Genomic DNA, 15,133 nt, shown 5'->3' with positions numbered 1-15,133 from the left:
TTAATTTTTCGCGGGTACTCTTCTTTTTAAAAAAGGAGAAGACCCGTGGACTTTATGAACTCTATCATCTGGCTGGTAACGTCAGCAGTTTGTGCCGTGATTGCGACCTTGCTGGTGATGTTCACTGTTGGCGGTGAATTCGCCATTATCATTATTGCCGGATTTCTCGGTGGTATTTCAGGGGTTTACCTGTTCGAGTTTGCGGACGTGGAAGTTTCCCTGGGGAATGAGTATCTCGATCAAGCCGTTGTTGCACTGGTTGGCGCAATCGCGTTTGCCTTCATTGCAGCACTGATTGGCGGGGATGCTATTGGCTTTGAATAGGCGTGGTCCTGAGGCGCAGAACTGACTGAATACCAGTGTGTAGCATTGAGAGATGCTTCATTTCCTGTTATGGACCACTAAATTTATAAGAGACAGGGACACTGACCCTTAAGGCAAGTGTGCAGCAAAGTCTCGGACCTGACGGAACTGATATGGTTACACTGGTAAATACACTCGATCCTAATCATAAAAGCCAAACGGCGTCTGCAGTGCAGGAAAAAGAGCGTCCGCGCCATCCGGAAAAAGCGCATCGCCCGGACAATCCTGTACAGCGCAAGCCAAAATGGATCCGTGTTAAGGCTCCGACTTCTCCTGTCTACAAAGAAACCCACGAACTGGTTCGCAAGAACAACCTTGTGACGGTTTGTGAGGAAGCTGGCTGCCCGAACATCGGTGAGTGCTGGTCTAAGAAGCATGCAAGCTTCATGATCCTGGGCGACACCTGTACCCGTGCCTGTGCGTTCTGTAACGTGCGGACCGGTATGCCAGGCGCTGTTGACCAGAGCGAGCCGGAAAGCATCGGTAAGGCTGTGTCCTCCATGGGCCTTGAGCACGTGGTGATCACCTCTGTGGACCGTGATGATCTGGATGATGGTGGTGCAACCCACTTTGCCAACGTGATTGCGGCGATCCGCAAGGCTTCCCCGAAAACAACCATTGAAGTGCTGACACCTGACTTCCTGCGTAAGGATGGTGCGCTTGAGATTGTTGTTGCAGCCAAGCCTGACGTGTTCAACCACAACCTTGAAACTGTGCCTTCCAACTACCTGAAGGTTCGTCCGGGTGCCCGTTACTTCCACTCCATCCGCCTGCTGCAGCGCGTGAAGGAGATTGATCCTGAGATGTTCACCAAGTCCGGCATCATGGTTGGTCTGGGTGAGGAGCGCAACGAAGTGCTCCAGCTGATGGATGACCTGCGTGTTGCTGATGTGGACTTCCTGACCGTTGGTCAGTACCTGCAGCCAACCAAGAAGCACCATCCAGTGATGAACTTCCCAACACCGGAAGACTTCAAGGCCTACGAAAAGATCGCGTACGCGAAAGGCTTCCTGAAGGTTTCCGCAAACCCTCTGACCCGCTCTTCCCACCACGCCGGCGAAGACTTCGCCGAGCTGAAGGCCGCCCGTAAGGCAAAGCAGGGCAACTAAGTCTGGTTTGATACTGTGAGATTTGAAAGAGCGTCCCGCTGGAAGGTGGGGCGCTCTTTTTTGTTGTGTTTATGTGCCTTCGTAGATCGGGGTTCGGCGGGTGATCCAGGCGGAGAGGGCTTCTTTGGTGTCGTTGGTGGGGGCCATGCGGGCGAATTGGCTGGCTTCTATCTGGAGGCCCTCTGAGATGGTGGTGTTGAGGCCGCGGGTGACGGCGGTGAGGATACGGGCGGCGGCAAGCGGGGAGTGGCGCAGGATGCGTTCGGCAAGGGCGAAGGCTTCGGGGAGCAGGTCGTCATGCGGGACGACTTTGTTGATGAGACCGAGCTCATAGGCACGGTCAGGGCCGAAAGGATCTCCGGTTAACAGCAGTTCCAGTGCGCGTTTACGGCCAGCGAGGCGAGGTAGGCGCTGGGTGCCGCCGAAGGTGGGCGGGATGCCGATGTTTATTTCTGGCTTTGCAAAGACGGCACGATCAGAGGCGATGGCCAGATGAGCGGCTTCAGTGATTTCGCAGCCGCCGCCAAAGGCGATGCCGTTGACGGCGATGATGATTGGTTTGGTGAAGTTTTCAATGCGGCTGGTCATGGTCTGACCGCGCCTTACGAACTCTTTCAATGCAATGTCGGTTCCTGCTTCTATGCTCTGCGAGAACTCGTGAATGTCCCCACCTGCGGAAAAGGCGCGATCTCCTGCACCCGTAATGATCACTGCGTGGATGGCAGTGTCATCCTCGATGCGGTCCAGCAGTGCCAGTAGGCGGTCGTTGGTCTGGTAGTTCAGGGCATTGAGCTTGTGCGGGCGGTTCAGGGTGAGTAGGGCGATCCGGTCTCTGACTTCAAACAGAACGAGCTTTTTCATGGTGTGTTCCTCATGGTGATCTGGATTGACACAAGGGTAGGAACAGCGCATGCTTCAGTAAACTCACTGGTTAGTATATATGGCTCAGACACCTCCTAGTTCGACCCGAGATCGCATATTGGATGCTGCCAACAGGCTGTTTTACGGCGAGGGTATTCGCGCTGTCAGCGTGGATGCGATCGCTGAGAAAGCCGGCATCACGAAGAAAACCCTCTACTACCATTTCAAGAGTAAGGATGATCTGGTGGCTGAGTATCTCGTTTCGCGAGATCAGCCGAACCTGACAGCTTTTGCCACGTGGTTTGAGGAAGCTGAGGGTGATGTGGCGGATAAGACCGCTGCGATCTTCTTGAGGCTCTCAGAGAATGCGCGCCATCCCAAATGGAAAGGCTGCGGGTTCATCCGCACCGCTGCTGAGCTTGCCAATATGCCGGGACATCCGGCTGTGGTGGTGGGAGCAAAGCATAAGAAGAAGTTTGAGGCGTGGTTGGGAGATTGCTATCAGCAGGCCGGTTTGATGGAGCCAGAGATGTTGGCGCGCCGTGTGGTTTTGCTGATGGAAGGCGCCTTCTCAACCATGCTGATCCATCGGGACCCCAGCTATGCTGAAGACGCCGCAGAGGCTGCCCGATGCGTTGTGCGGCTGCAGATGTGAACTTAACGCCGCTTTGCTTGATAGGGCGCTCCTTGTTTTAGGCCTCTGATCAACTTTTAGGCCTCTGATCAACCTGTTGCCAGTGCTTTGGTGGTGCTCATGTTTTGTAGCCAGGTGGTGATGTAGGAGAGGCTTTCCTCCCAGTTGTCTTCCAGCATGAGGTCGTGACCGGCATGTGGCACGATCTTGTGGGTGGCCTCGTAGAGGGCTGCGGAGTGCAGAGAGCGGTTGAAGGGGACGATGGCGTCCTCGCTGGCGGTCAGCCATAGTTTTGGTGTTTCATCATCCAGAGGCGGGAACCATTGAGGCGGGCGGTGCTGCATGAGTACCACTTCAGATTCCGGCCCAAGCTGGCTTTGAATGTATTGCGCGACCGGATTGGTTTGTTCTGCCAGAAACCATTTGGCGGCTACCTTGGGTGAGCGAAACTGGAACTTGTAGCCGAGGAAGGGCGACAAGGCTGTTCCAAGCAAGTCGATTGTCATTGCGTTTTTCAGGCAATCCTGCAGCACATCGATTGCGGTCCATGAGGCGACAAAGACGGCGGCTTTCAGCCCGCCCACGTATTTCAGATACCATTGTACCAACGCGCCGCCCATGCTGTGACCGATCAGGACGGGTGGTCGTTCGTGGCGCTGAACCTCATCGGCGATGAAGCGCAGGTAATAGCCTAGTGTGGCTTCGGCGATGGGGCGCTGCTCTGGTGAGTGGCCATGGCCGGGCAGGCTGATGGCGACGCTTTCCCAACCGGTTTCGGCGAGTTTTTCCTGATAGTTCTTCCAGCACCAGGCGCCGTGCCACATGCCGTGAATGAAAATGAGCGGGGTTTTATGTTTGGGTTGGTGGGGAATGTATCTGATGCGCTCGATGCCATCTTCGACGACAGTGAGCTGCTGGAACTTGGCGGTTTCTTCACGGCTGATAACTTGTACAGGGGTATCAGCGAGCGCATTGGTGGTTCTTAAGTAATCTTGTTCTCCGCCTTCTTTGGCGAGGCGGGATATTTTAAAAGGACTAAGCATTGGGTTTGCTTTCAAAAAGAGCTAAGTATTAGCGCATAGTGTAGAATTGAGTTTTGAGTACTGACCAGAGTTTTGAGATTGAAACGGTTGCGTTAGATCGTCGCGGTATATTTGCGAGGTGAAAATTTCTGATGCTTTTGGCTCACTGTTGCCCGCTGAAGAATGAGAACACTAAGATTTTTCTTGGCAAATCGAAAAAGGTCGCTTAGAGCATCCTGAAGAATTTTTGAAAAACTAGAAGAAAAAGAACGCGAGCATATGCCTTCTTTCGAAAGCACACATCGAGTTCAGCACAGTGCTGATGATATGTTTGACCTGGTTGCAGATGTGGAACAGTACCCCCAGTTTGTGCCGCTGTGTCAGGGCTTGCGTGTGCGTGGCCGCCGGAAGATTGATGACCACCGTGAAATGATGGTGGCGGATATGACCGTGGCCTACAAAGTCTTCAAAGAAACATTTGCCAGCCGCGTGACGCTTGATCGCGAGGCGAGCAAAATTACGGTTGAGTATCTTGATGGCCCGTTTCGCCATCTGGAAAACGTCTGGAGCTTCGATCAGGTTTCCGAAAAGGAATGTGATGTGAGCTTCTATATCAATTACGAATTCAAAAGCCGGACACTGGGCTCCATGATGGGCGCCATGTTTGACCGTGCCTTCCGAAAATTCTCCGCGGCCTTTGAAGACCGTGCGGATAAGATCTACGGCACCTGAGTAAGCTAGGCTTGATGCTCATCGGTCTGTGATTATAGAGATAATTTTATAATATTCCATAATCTAAAGAGCTGCCTGTTCAGCTGATCTCAGGCATGGGTCGGGACTTTAGTTGCTCCTTTAATCCGGTAGGGAACAGATCGATGCCGCGCTCATTTAGTGCATCGATATCGAACCAGCGGGCGGTGATTTCCGCGCCATTGTCTTCCTGAAAGATGATCTTCTCTTCAGATGCAAAAGCATCCTTAGGGAAGGTCACGGTGGCGATGAAGAGGACTTCATGGCCGGTTTGCCCTTCGTGCTCATAGATGTTTTCCATGACCAGAGGGGCGCCTGTTATGGTGACGTCTATGTCCAGCTCTTCCTTAAACTCGCGGATCAGAGCTGATTGCCAGTCTTCGCCGAACTCGAGGGTACCTCCAAGCGGGCGAACGCCTTTGAGGGTGCCTGCGTCATCATAAACTTCTGCGGCCAGAAGGCTGTTGCCGCGCCAGTGGAGCCCGAGGGACTTCACTTTGATGGTCTGTGCAGGTCGCCATGTGTGCATTTGAGCTCGCCCCTGATGCAAAACTTTCATGTATGAAAAGCGGGCTCTGAAGGTCTCCGGAGCGGGCTTTTGGCGATGATTTAAGCCCACTCGACGTCTTGGGACAGCGAAATTTCCCTGAAATACCGCTTAATTCTTGTCGCGATTGTTCAAGAACTGGCTCAAACGGGAGCCTTTAGGCTCATAGTTGCTGGTGATTTCGGCTTCTGCCTGTTCTGCTGTTAGGCCGTTGCGCATGACGAAGGTGCGGCGGATGGCCTGGAAGCGATTGGTGAGCTCCTTATCTGGATCTCCCAGCTCCATGGTCTTTTCAAGAGAAGCGTAAATGCCAACGTCTTTGAGGTTGAGTGCGTTGGTTGGTTTGGTGCACAGCACCACCCAGCCGTAGCCTGATTGACCTCAAGACGGATCTTATGGCCGAGTTGCTCTTCCCATTTGGTCCAGGCGACGGAATAAGGGCGCACCCAGTAGGACTGGCCACACAGGCGCAGTTCTTTATAGCCGGCGCGCGGCATCTTCTGGACTTCATGAGACCCGATGAACTCGTCATCAAGGCCTCTTGAAATAAGGAATACATCTGAAGCTGCGAACGCAGAAGTGCTCAAGCTTAGACCCAAAAACAAACTAGCTATATATCTCATGGGTATTCCGTGACATTCCGTTCTAAATTTAAAACAGATTTTATCTAAGTTTTCTTAGAATGTCTTAAGGTGTATTCCTTAGTCGGCACCCTTTTAGCGAGAAGGTAAATTTCGATTAATTACTTTCAATAAAATTTTCTAAAAGTTTTAATGCTTGTTCAAGTGCCTGAAAGCGTATTCCGTCGCGCCCTGTGTTCTCGAAGAGGCACTGTACGTGCTGGGTTTCCTCTTCGTCAGCTGCAAGGCCAAAATGGACCAATCCGACGGGTTTGTCTTTGGTTCCACCATCAGGTCCTGCGATGCCGGTGATGGAGACAGCGACGTTGGCGTTGGAGCAGAAATGGGCGCCGCTGGCCATGGCTTTGGCCACTTCGCTACTGACAGCGCCGTAGCTCATGAGTAAGTCAACCGGCACGCCGATCATCTCGTGCTTGGCCTCGTTGGAATAGGTGACGAAGCCGCGGTCGAGCACAGCAGAGGAGCCGGGTACTTCTGTCAGCAGGCCCGCGAGCAGGCCGCCGGTGCAGCTTTCTGCTGTGGCGATCTTGATTTCTTTTTCTGCGTACCTGGAGACAAGAACGCGGGCTCTTTCCTTAAGGCTCAGGATGTCGGTCATGGATCTGTCTCCCTTTACAGTCTCGGCGATGTTCAGTCTTCGAACGGAAGCCGGATGGTTGCGCAGGCTTGCGCGGCAATACCTTCTTTGCGACCGGTAAAGCCCAGCTTTTCAGAGGTGGTGGCTTTGACCGCTACACGGCCAATGGGCAGGTCGCAGATCTGCGCGATCTGTTTGCGCATTTCTTCCCGATGTGGGCCGATTTTCGGAGCTTCACAGATCAGCGTTAAATCCAAGTGTGCGATCATGCCACCGCGCTTGTGAACCCGGTCAACTGCGTATTTCAGAAACTGGTCAGATGCCGCTCCTTTCCACTGCATGTCAGAGGGTGGAAAGTGAGAGCCGATGTCGCCATCTGCCAGCGCGCCAAAGATGGCGTCGGTCAAGGCGTGCAGGCCTACGTCCGCATCAGAGTGGCCTTTGAGCTTTTGGGTATGCGGAATGGAAATGCCGCCGAGGATGACGGCGTCGCCATCTTCAAATGCGTGCACGTCGTAGCCGGTGCCTACGCGAATGTCGCCAAGGTCTGCGAGGTTTTTCATGGCGATCTGTTCCTGTGCGTTTGTCATGTCTTTTAGGGTTGTGAGCTTGATATTTTGCGGGTCGCCAGCAGTGATGGTGACAGACTTGCCTTGCCATTCAATCAAGGCCGTATCGTCCGTGAAGCTGTCGATTTCCTGACTGATGGCTTCTTGATGGGCTTCCCAGATGAGGGAGTAAGGAAAGGCTTGTGGAGTCTGTGCAGCCCACAGGTGGGTGCGGTCAACGGTTTCCTGAACGTGCTGGTTTGCGTCTGCGCGTTTCAGCGTGTCGGCGACGGGTACTGCAGGAAGGGCTGCTTCTGCGCCGTTTTGCAGAGCTGAGACAGCGTCTTCAATCACAGCTGGGGTGATGAATGGTCGTGCTGCATCATGGATGAGGACGTAGCGCGGTGCCTGTTCTTCCAATGCTTTCAAGCCGCATGCGACAGAGATCTGACGGGTTGCGCCACCGGTGACTGGTGCGATCAGGCGTGGGTCGGTGATGGTGCTGGCGGCATTCTGGTAGGCGTCACCGTCTTCTGCGTGAATGACGGGCAGGACCAGATCGACCTGCGGAGAGGACAAAATTGCTTCCAGTGTTCTTTGCAGAACAGTCTTTCCGCCAAGGTCGCGATACTGCTTTGGACTGCTGTCATTTTGCGTGGACATGCGTGAACCGCGCCCTGCCGCAACTATGATGCATGCAATTTTTTCAGTGGACTGCAAAACTGGATCACCTGATTGAGTAGGAGCTGCTGCACATGGCCTGTGTGGCAGAGAGCAACTCTATGGAACTGTGTTGGTGAGGGTTTTGGAGGATTTGGCGCCGAAGCTCAACACTTCAATAGCTTCTCTTTAATATTCCCTTGCCTAAATTTTTAGTTTGGTTAGAATATGTGCAACTTCATATGCTGCTCATTTGATGTGCAACTAGGCTCTTTCAAGAAATATGCGTAATGCTGACGATAGGTAATATCCCTCTCAAAAACAAAGTTATTCTTGCGCCAATGTCCGGCGTATCGGATTTGCCGTTCCGCCGTATTGCCTTGAGCTACGGTGTTGGGCTGGTGGTGAGTGAAATGGTTGCCAGTGAAGCGCTGTGTACCGGACATCCAGAATCGTTGATGCGTGCTGAGGGTGAGGGGATTGATCCTCACATCGTTCAGCTGGCGGGCAAGGATCCTCACTGGATGGGTGAGGGCGCGCGCATGGCTGAAAAAGCTGGTGCAGATGTTATCGACATCAATATGGGCTGCCCGGCGAAGAAGGTTACTTCGGGCTATTCCGGTTCTGCTCTCATGAAAGATTTGGATCACGCCATGACGCTGGTTGAGGCAACGCTTGAGGCGGTGTCCGTTCCGGTGACGCTGAAGATGCGTCTTGGCTGGGATGAGACTTCCATCAATGCACCTGAACTGGCTAAACGCGCGGTTGATGCGGGTGTGAAGATGATCACTGTGCATGGCCGTACACGTTCTCAGTTTTACAAAGGTAAAGCGGACTGGCGTGCGATCCGGCAAGTGCGGGATGTCATTCCTGATGTGCCGCTGGTTGCTAATGGGGATTGCTGCTCCTTTGATGATGCAGATGAGATGCTGGCGCAATCCGGCGCTGATCTGGTGATGGTGGGTCGTGGTGCCTATGGTCGCCCGTGGGTGCCGGGGCGCATTGCGCATTATCTGGAAACAGGCGAACGGTTGGCTGACCCGCATGGGGAAGAGTTGGCTGCGCTTGTTGTGGGGCACTACGACGCCATGCTGGAGCACTACGGCTTTGAGATTGGCGTTCGGGCTTTCCGTAAACACATGGGTTGGTATCTGGAGGCCGCCGGACGGTGGATGATGCGCCGCAAGGTTCATGCGCGGACTGATGACCAGTCTGGACGCGGATCAGGTGCGCGCAACCCTTTATGACTGGTTTGTTCAAACACCTTTGAGGAGCGCTGCCTGATGTTGGAGACGGGAGGAGACACTCTAACACATGCCAAGGCTACACTGAGTAATGGTGTGCCGGGGCAGGCCGTTCTGGATTCTCTGCCGCACCCTGTTGTTGTGGTGGGCGGAGATGACAAGATAGTTGGTGCGAACAGTGCAGCGGAAGGGTTCTTCCACGCCAGCCTATCGGTGATGAAGCGCCGTGAGGTTTCGTGGTTCGTACCATTTGGCAGTCCGCTGCTGGGATTGATTGCGCAGGTTCGCGATCGTGGTGGTCCGGTCAACGAGTATAAGGTGGATATTGGGTCTCCGCGTATCGGGCAGGAGAAGCTGGTTGATATTCACGCATCTCCCTTAAGTGATGCTCCGGGCAGTGTTGTGCTGCTGTTTCAGGAGCGCACCATGGCGGAGAAGCTGGATAAGCAGCTGACCAGCCGCGGTGCTGCACGCACGGTGACCGGTCTTGCGGCCATGCTGGCCCATGAGATCAAAAACCCGCTCTCCGGTATTCGCGGTGCGGCTCAGCTTCTGGAGCAATCAGCCAGTGAAGATGACCGCTCGCTGACCCGCCTCATCATGGAGGAGACGGACCGGATCGTGAAGCTGGTGGATCGGATGGAAGTGTTTTCCGATGAGCGTCCGATTGACCGAGAGCCAGTGAATATTCACGTGGTGCTGGATCATGTGAAGAGAGTTGCGGAGAACGGCTTTGCGTCCAAGGTGCGCATTGTCGAGGATTATGACCCATCGCTGCCGCCGGTTTATGCCAATCGGGATCAACTGGTGCAGGTGTTTATCAACCTGATCAAGAATGCAAGTGAAGCACTCAGCGGTGTGAATGAGCCGGAGATTGTTGTCTCCACGGCCTTCCGTCCAGGTGTGCGCCTTTCTGTACCGGGTGTGCAGGAGCGTGTGAGCCTGCCGCTTGAGTTTTGTGTGCGCGATAACGGCTATGGGGTGCCAGAAGATCTGCGGCCACATCTGTTTGACCCGTTTATCACGACAAAGACGAATGGCTCTGGCCTTGGGCTGGCGCTGGTTGCCAAGATCGTGGGTGATCATGGCGGCGTGGTGGAATGTGAAAGCGGCACTCGGGGCACGACCTTCCGCATTCTGATGCCTGCCTTTACCGGGCCAATTGTTCATTCTGGAATTGAGGACTAAGAGTATGCCGAGTGGAACCATTCTTGTTGCTGACGACGATTCTGCGATCCGTACCGTTCTCAATCAGGCGCTTTCTCGTGCAGGGTACACTGTTCGGCTGACGTCCAACGCGACCACGTTGTGGCGCTGGGTGAGCTCGGGTGAGGGAGATCTGGTGATTTCTGATGTGGTGATGCCGGATGAGAATGCGTTTGATGTGCTGCCGCGCATCCGCAAGCTGCGCCCGGAACTGCCGGTGATCATCATGAGTGCGCAAAACACGTTCATGACCGCCATCAAAGCTTCTGAGCAGGGCGCTTATGAGTATCTGCCCAAGCCGTTTGATCTGAAAGAGCTGACAGGCATTGTTGGGCGCGCGCTTGCAGAGCCTAAAGGGCGTCAGTTTGATATGGGCGGTGAGGGGAACGACAATATTCCGCTCGTGGGCCGGTCTCCTGCCATGCAGGAAATCTACCGCGTGCTTGCGCGTTTGATGCAGACTGATCTGACCGTGATGATCAACGGCGAGAGCGGCACCGGTAAAGAGGTGGTTGCGCGAGCGCTGCATGATTATGGCAAGCGCCGGAATGGTCCGTTTGTTGCGGTCAACATGGCTGCAATCCCGAAAGATCTGATTGAATCTGAGCTGTTCGGTCACGAGAAAGGCTCGTTTACCGGGGCGCAGGCGCGATCTTCTGGCCGGTTTGAGCAGGCTGATGGCGGTACGCTGCTGCTGGATGAGATCGGTGACATGCCGATGGAAGCGCAGACCCGTTTGCTGCGTGTGTTGCAGCAGGGGGAGTATACGTCTGTGGGGGGGCGTACGCCGATCCAGACAGATGTGCGCATCATCGCAGCGACCAACAAAGATCTGCGCCAGCTGATCAATCAGGGGCTGTTCCGTGAGGATCTGTATTTCCGTCTGAACGTGGTTCCCATCCGCCTCCCACCTTTGCGCGAGCGTACTGAGGATATTCCGGATCTTGTCCGGCACTTCTTTGCCATGGCGGAGAGTGAAGGGCTGCCAGCCAAGCAGATTGAGGTGGCCGCACTTGATAAACTGCGCCGCTATCGCTGGCCGGGCAACGTGCGCGAGCTGGAGAACCTTGTTCGCCGTCTGGCTGCGCTTTATCCGCAAGACGACATTACAGCGAGCCTGATCGATCTGGAGCTGTCACAGCCAAGTGCTGCGACCAGTGAGGCTGATGCGCCTTCTGCTCAGGATCTGAGTGGTTCTGTTGAGCGGTATCTGGGGGATTACTTCAGCGGATTTGGTGAAGAACTTCCACCTCCAGGCCTCTACCACCGCATCTTGCGTGAGGTGGAGTATCCGCTGATCAGCGCTGTGCTTGCTGCGACCCGAGGCAACCAGATCAAGGCTGCGGAACTTCTGGGCGTGAACCGAAACACCCTGCGCAAGAAAATCCGCGATCTGGACGTGCAAGTGATCCGCAGTTCGAGATAATCGATTTTATTCGTGTGAGATTTTCAAAATGGCGCTGTTGCAGGCGCCATTTTGCTTTTTGTGATCAAAATTTAAGGTGTTTCGATATTGTAGAAACGCATGATGTACTCTGGATCTGTCATAGAGCCACGCAAAGAAATGCTTGGTTCTTTGATGCAGTCAAGATCTGAGCTAAAGAAACGACCAGAGAACCTGATGCGTTGGTTTTTGCTCAATTCTGCAACTTTAGAGAACAATGCAGATGAAGGTTCGATAAGTGTGTTGTCGCCGATATCTGAGAATGCGTTGTTCCAAGTCTTAACGGTAACACCGTCTGCCAATCGCACGCTGATAACACCCAGTCCATCTGAGTTGGAGGTAAGTTGCTCAAGCTGTCCTACCCAATTTTGAACTTCCAGACTGGAAAGAACTGCGCAAACATTCTCTTTTCGTTTTGATCTTGTTCCGCCCTGAGCTAGCTCATTTTTTGCTGCACGGTAACTTTCAGTCGCCTTTTGTACTGCTGCTACAAACTGTGTTTGTTCTGCAGGTACCGCGAAAAATGCTTCTTTCTTCATGTGTTCGGCGTAGGCATCTGCGGTATCAAAGCCGGCTTTTTTTGCGGCTTCGAACTCTTCGACACTTGCAAAGCCTGCATCTTTGGCCTTTTGTGTATCCAGTGCTAGCTGTTTTGCTCGTTCTTCTTTTTCTCTTTCAGCTTCAGCCTTTGCGATAGCTTCTGCTTTTGCTTTTTCTTCAGCGAGTGCTTTTGCTTTGATTGGAGCATATTCTTCAGGGGAGCTGATGCCAAGTTCTTTAGCGTGCCTATAGTCTTTCACGCTATCAAAGCCAGCTTCTTGGGCTGCCTGGTTGTGCTCAGTGTCAAGTTGGGATGAGGCTACTCCTAAAACAACAAAACCCGCCAGTAATGGTATCAGTGCCTTTTTACGGGATGAAATTCCGATAAATTTGAGCGGAACTATGATTGAGATTATGCCTGCTACAAGCAATAAGAGGCCAAGAAGCGCAAGTGCTAAAAACATAGAAACCTACCTATATCATTGAAATTGCGTTGAAACGTGGCGCGACTATCAGTCGAATTTTATGAAATTACAAGTTTAGATTGTGGTAAATTATACGATGAAAAGTTTGAGTGAAATGAGTTCAGCTAAAACTCATTTAAGGTGAGACTCTCTGGTTTTCCCCATCAAGAGTGTGACTAATAAAACCCATTGTCGCATTTTGGCAACAATTCGTGCTAATAGTCTGTTTCCAAAATTAATAAAGTTATCGCAGGTGCGCAGGTTCGCGTTTCATGATTTTCAGATCAAAAACAGAAGAACATACCCGAAAGCTTGATGCTAAGGGGCGGAAATCCCGGATGTTTGGCCTGACAGTAGTGTTGTTGGCGCTGTGTTCTATCGGGGTTTCTTTTCTGGTGCTGATGGGTGTAACGCCTATCGTTCCATCTGAAAAGGTTGTCTATATCGCGCTTGGCATCAATGGCGCGCTGGTGCTGCTGCTCATCGGGCTGATTATCTTTGAGTTGGTGAAGCTGTTGCAGGCGCGGCGCCGTGGGCGTGCTGCGGCCCGACTTCATGTGCGCATTGTGACCATGTTCTCGCTTGTGGCGGCGCTGCCAGCGTTCATTGTTGCGGTGGTGGCGACGATTACGCTGGATCAGGGGCTCGATCGCTGGTTTGAGACGCGTACGCGCAACATCATCACCAATGCGCAGTCTGTGGCGGCTGCTTATGTTCAGGAGCACGGGAACTCCCTGCGCTCCACTTTGATTGGCATGGCCAGTGATGTGGATCTGAACCGTAACTCTTACTTTTATGACCCGACCCGCTTTGATCGCTTCTTTGAAACCCAGACATGGGTGCGCGGATTGCTGGGCGCTTATATCCTGAAGAACGATGGCACCGTTGTGATGCGCGTGCTGCGCGACCCGAAGGTGGAGCCGCTGCTACCGCCTCAGGTGGCGATGAATCAGGCGGAAGACGGGGCTCCGGTTCTGATCGCGCCGGGCGTTTCCAACCTTGTGGGCGGTGTGATGAAGCTGTCTGCCTATGAGGATCTTTATCTATATGTAACCCGCGCGCTTGATCCTCGTGTGGTTGAGTATCAGCGTCTGGCGGAAGCCGGGGTCAACGAGTATGCAGAGCTGGAGCAGCGGCGCTTTGGGGTGCAGCTGGCCTTTGCGCTTGTTTATGTGGGCGTGGCGCTTGTTTTGCTTCTGTCTTCCATCTGGGTTGGCTTTGGTTTTGCGAACCAGCTGGTGCTGCCGATCCGCAATCTGATTGGTGCTGCGGATCAGGTCTCCAAAGGCAACTACTATGTTGAAGTTGAAGCAGCAAAAGCCAGTGGTGACCTTGAGAACCTTGGCCGGACCTTCAACAACATGACTGGTCAGCTACGTGGGCAACGTGATGCGCTCTTGGCAGCGAATGATCAGATCGATCGCCGCCGCCGCTTCAGTGAGGCTGTGCTGGCAGGTGTGTCTTCTGGTGTGATCGGGATTGATGATGAAGGCGATGTGACCATGGTCAACCGATCCGCCAAGCGCCTTCTCAGCCAGGAAGAAGAAGAGCTTCTTGAAAAGCCAATTTATGAGACGATCCCTGAGGTTCAGGAGGTTGTTTCCAAGGCGCTTGAGGAAAGCAAGGATAGTGCTCAGGTGGCGCAGGTTGCTATCATGCGTAAAGGGCGTGAGCGCACTGTGAACGTGCGTGTGACGACCGAGGAAGCAACACGTTCTGAGCATGGGTTTGTGGTGACGCTGGACGATATTACGGATCTTGTGGCTGCGCAGCGTAACTCAGCCTGGGCTGATGTGGCGCGCCGGATTGCGCATGAGATCAAGAACCCGCTGACGCCGATCCAGCTTTCTGCGGAGCGTATTCGCCGCCGGTATGGCAAGCGCATTGAGGATGATGACCGCAAGGTGTTTGACCAGTGCGTGGATACGATCATTCGTCAGGTGGGTGATATCGGGCGCATGGTGGATGAGTTCTCCTCGTTTGCGCGCATGCCTAAGCCGAAGATGGAATCTGCTGACCTGCGTTCTGTGGTGCGTGAGTCCACCTTCATGGTTTCCGTTGCCAATTCGCAGATCCACTTTGAGACGGATGTGCCGGGCGAGGCCGTTCGGGCGACATTTGACAGTCGCCTTGTGGGGCAGGCTGTCGGCAATGTGATCAAGAATGCGTCAGAGGCTGTTGAGGCTTATCTGGCGAAAGAAGAAAATCCGGAGCAGGGCTCTGTTCTGGTGAAGCTTTACTCGGAAGGGCCGGTTCACACGATTGATGTGATCGACAACGGGATTGGCCTTCCAACTGAACACCGCACACGGCTTTTGGAGCCTTATATGACCACCCGAGAGAAGGGGACGGGTCTGGGGCTCGCGATTGTGCGGAAAATTATGGAAGATCATGGGGGCGGTATTGAACTGCTGGATGCGCCATCTGTTGCCGAGGGCGGGCATGGCGCCATGGTTCGACTGACACTGCGCAGTTTCGATGATCCTTCCACTCCCAAAGATGAAACTTAAGAATGGTGGTGAT

The 15,133-nt window shown here is 53.5% G+C and carries 15 protein-coding genes; 8 read left to right on the top strand and 7 right to left on the bottom strand.

Features of this window, described 5'->3' with window-relative positions; all coding sequences use genetic code 11:
* Positions 1 to 54: 54 nt before the first annotated feature.
* Both JCM12308_RS22860 and lipA read left to right on the top strand, forming a co-directional pair.
* The gene (locus tag JCM12308_RS22860; RefSeq protein WP_235861670.1) at positions 55 to 324 is read left to right on the top strand and encodes a hypothetical protein; all 270 of its coding nucleotides are present in this window, start codon (positions 55 to 57) and stop codon (positions 322 to 324) included.
* A gap of 152 nt (positions 325 to 476) precedes the next feature.
* Entirely contained in the window at positions 477 to 1,472 is a 996-nt protein-coding gene (gene lipA / locus JCM12308_RS22855) for a lipoyl synthase (RefSeq protein WP_008546199.1), read from the top strand.
* A gap of 69 nt (positions 1,473 to 1,541) precedes the next feature.
* Here the strand turns inward: lipA and JCM12308_RS22850 are convergent, their stop codons facing one another.
* Positions 1,542 to 2,333, bottom strand: a complete 792-nt coding sequence (locus JCM12308_RS22850) for a crotonase/enoyl-CoA hydratase family protein (RefSeq protein ID WP_208608663.1) — start codon at positions 2,331 to 2,333, stop codon at positions 1,542 to 1,544.
* Positions 2,334 to 2,412: 79 nt separating this feature from the next.
* On the opposite strand from JCM12308_RS22850, the gene JCM12308_RS22845 reads away from it, so the two are divergent.
* Positions 2,413 to 2,988, top strand: coding sequence for a TetR/AcrR family transcriptional regulator (locus JCM12308_RS22845; RefSeq protein ID WP_054785185.1), 576 nt, complete (start codon positions 2,413 to 2,415; stop codon positions 2,986 to 2,988).
* 68 nt (positions 2,989 to 3,056) lie between these two features.
* Here JCM12308_RS22845 and JCM12308_RS22840 read toward each other — a convergent pair whose 3' ends face one another.
* Positions 3,057 to 4,010: an alpha/beta hydrolase gene (locus JCM12308_RS22840; RefSeq protein ID WP_054785184.1), complete on the bottom strand. Its 954-nt coding sequence runs from the start codon at positions 4,008 to 4,010 to the stop codon at positions 3,057 to 3,059.
* A 258-nt stretch (positions 4,011 to 4,268) separates the two neighbouring features.
* Between JCM12308_RS22840 and JCM12308_RS22835 the strand changes: the two genes are divergently transcribed.
* Positions 4,269 to 4,721: a type II toxin-antitoxin system RatA family toxin gene (locus JCM12308_RS22835; RefSeq protein ID WP_075698601.1), complete on the top strand. Its 453-nt coding sequence runs from the start codon at positions 4,269 to 4,271 to the stop codon at positions 4,719 to 4,721.
* A gap of 79 nt (positions 4,722 to 4,800) precedes the next feature.
* Here the strand turns inward: JCM12308_RS22835 and JCM12308_RS22830 are convergent, their stop codons facing one another.
* The 4 genes from JCM12308_RS22830 to JCM12308_RS22815 form a co-directional block, all read right to left on the bottom strand.
* On the bottom strand, positions 4,801 to 5,268 hold the full coding sequence (locus JCM12308_RS22830) for an NUDIX hydrolase (RefSeq protein ID WP_054785183.1): 468 nt from the start codon (positions 5,266 to 5,268) through the stop codon (positions 4,801 to 4,803).
* Positions 5,269 to 5,397: 129 nt separating this feature from the next.
* On the bottom strand, positions 5,398 to 5,643 hold the full coding sequence (locus tag JCM12308_RS30860) for a hypothetical protein (RefSeq protein WP_208978874.1): 246 nt from the start codon (positions 5,641 to 5,643) through the stop codon (positions 5,398 to 5,400).
* Between the two features lie 381 nt (positions 5,644 to 6,024).
* A complete protein-coding gene (locus tag JCM12308_RS22820) occupies positions 6,025 to 6,525 on the bottom strand; it encodes a CinA family protein (RefSeq protein ID WP_054785182.1) in 501 nt (166 codons plus the stop codon).
* Between the two features lie 32 nt (positions 6,526 to 6,557).
* Positions 6,558 to 7,772 carry a bifunctional 2-C-methyl-D-erythritol 4-phosphate cytidylyltransferase/2-C-methyl-D-erythritol 2,4-cyclodiphosphate synthase gene (locus tag JCM12308_RS22815; RefSeq protein ID WP_174519214.1) on the bottom strand — a complete coding sequence of 405 codons (1,215 nt, stop codon included), beginning with the start codon at positions 7,770 to 7,772 and terminating at the stop codon, positions 6,558 to 6,560.
* A 230-nt stretch (positions 7,773 to 8,002) separates the two neighbouring features.
* Here JCM12308_RS22815 and dusB point away from each other — a divergent pair, with 230 nt between their 5' ends.
* From dusB to ntrC, 3 genes are read left to right on the top strand one after another with little or no spacing between them, the layout of a single operon-like run.
* Positions 8,003 to 8,959 carry a tRNA dihydrouridine synthase DusB gene (dusB, locus tag JCM12308_RS22810; RefSeq protein WP_128647462.1) on the top strand — a complete coding sequence of 319 codons (957 nt, stop codon included), beginning with the start codon at positions 8,003 to 8,005 and terminating at the stop codon, positions 8,957 to 8,959.
* A gap of 36 nt (positions 8,960 to 8,995) precedes the next feature.
* Complete coding sequence (locus JCM12308_RS22805; RefSeq protein WP_054785181.1) at positions 8,996 to 10,144, top strand: two-component system sensor histidine kinase NtrB; 1,149 nt, start codon at positions 8,996 to 8,998, stop codon at positions 10,142 to 10,144.
* Positions 10,145 to 10,148: 4 nt separating this feature from the next.
* A complete protein-coding gene (gene ntrC, locus JCM12308_RS22800) occupies positions 10,149 to 11,588 on the top strand; it encodes a nitrogen regulation protein NR(I) (protein WP_054785180.1) in 1,440 nt (479 codons plus the stop codon).
* Between the two features lie 71 nt (positions 11,589 to 11,659).
* Here ntrC and JCM12308_RS22795 read toward each other — a convergent pair whose 3' ends face one another.
* Positions 11,660 to 12,610 (bottom strand): hypothetical protein, encoded by a 951-nt coding sequence (locus tag JCM12308_RS22795; RefSeq protein WP_054785179.1) that lies wholly within the window; start codon positions 12,608 to 12,610, stop codon positions 11,660 to 11,662.
* Between the two features lie 338 nt (positions 12,611 to 12,948).
* Between JCM12308_RS22795 and JCM12308_RS22790 the strand changes: the two genes are divergently transcribed.
* Entirely contained in the window at positions 12,949 to 15,120 is a 2,172-nt protein-coding gene (locus JCM12308_RS22790) for a sensor histidine kinase NtrY-like (protein ID WP_128647461.1), read from the top strand.
* The last annotated feature ends 13 nt before the right edge of the window (positions 15,121 to 15,133 follow it).

It is taken from the genome of Pseudovibrio denitrificans JCM 12308 (assembly GCF_001310815.1).
Classification (GTDB): domain Bacteria; phylum Pseudomonadota; class Alphaproteobacteria; order Rhizobiales; family Stappiaceae; genus Pseudovibrio; species Pseudovibrio denitrificans.
Note: the sequence above shows the minus strand (reverse complement) of the source record. Positions and strands in the feature narration are given on the sequence as shown.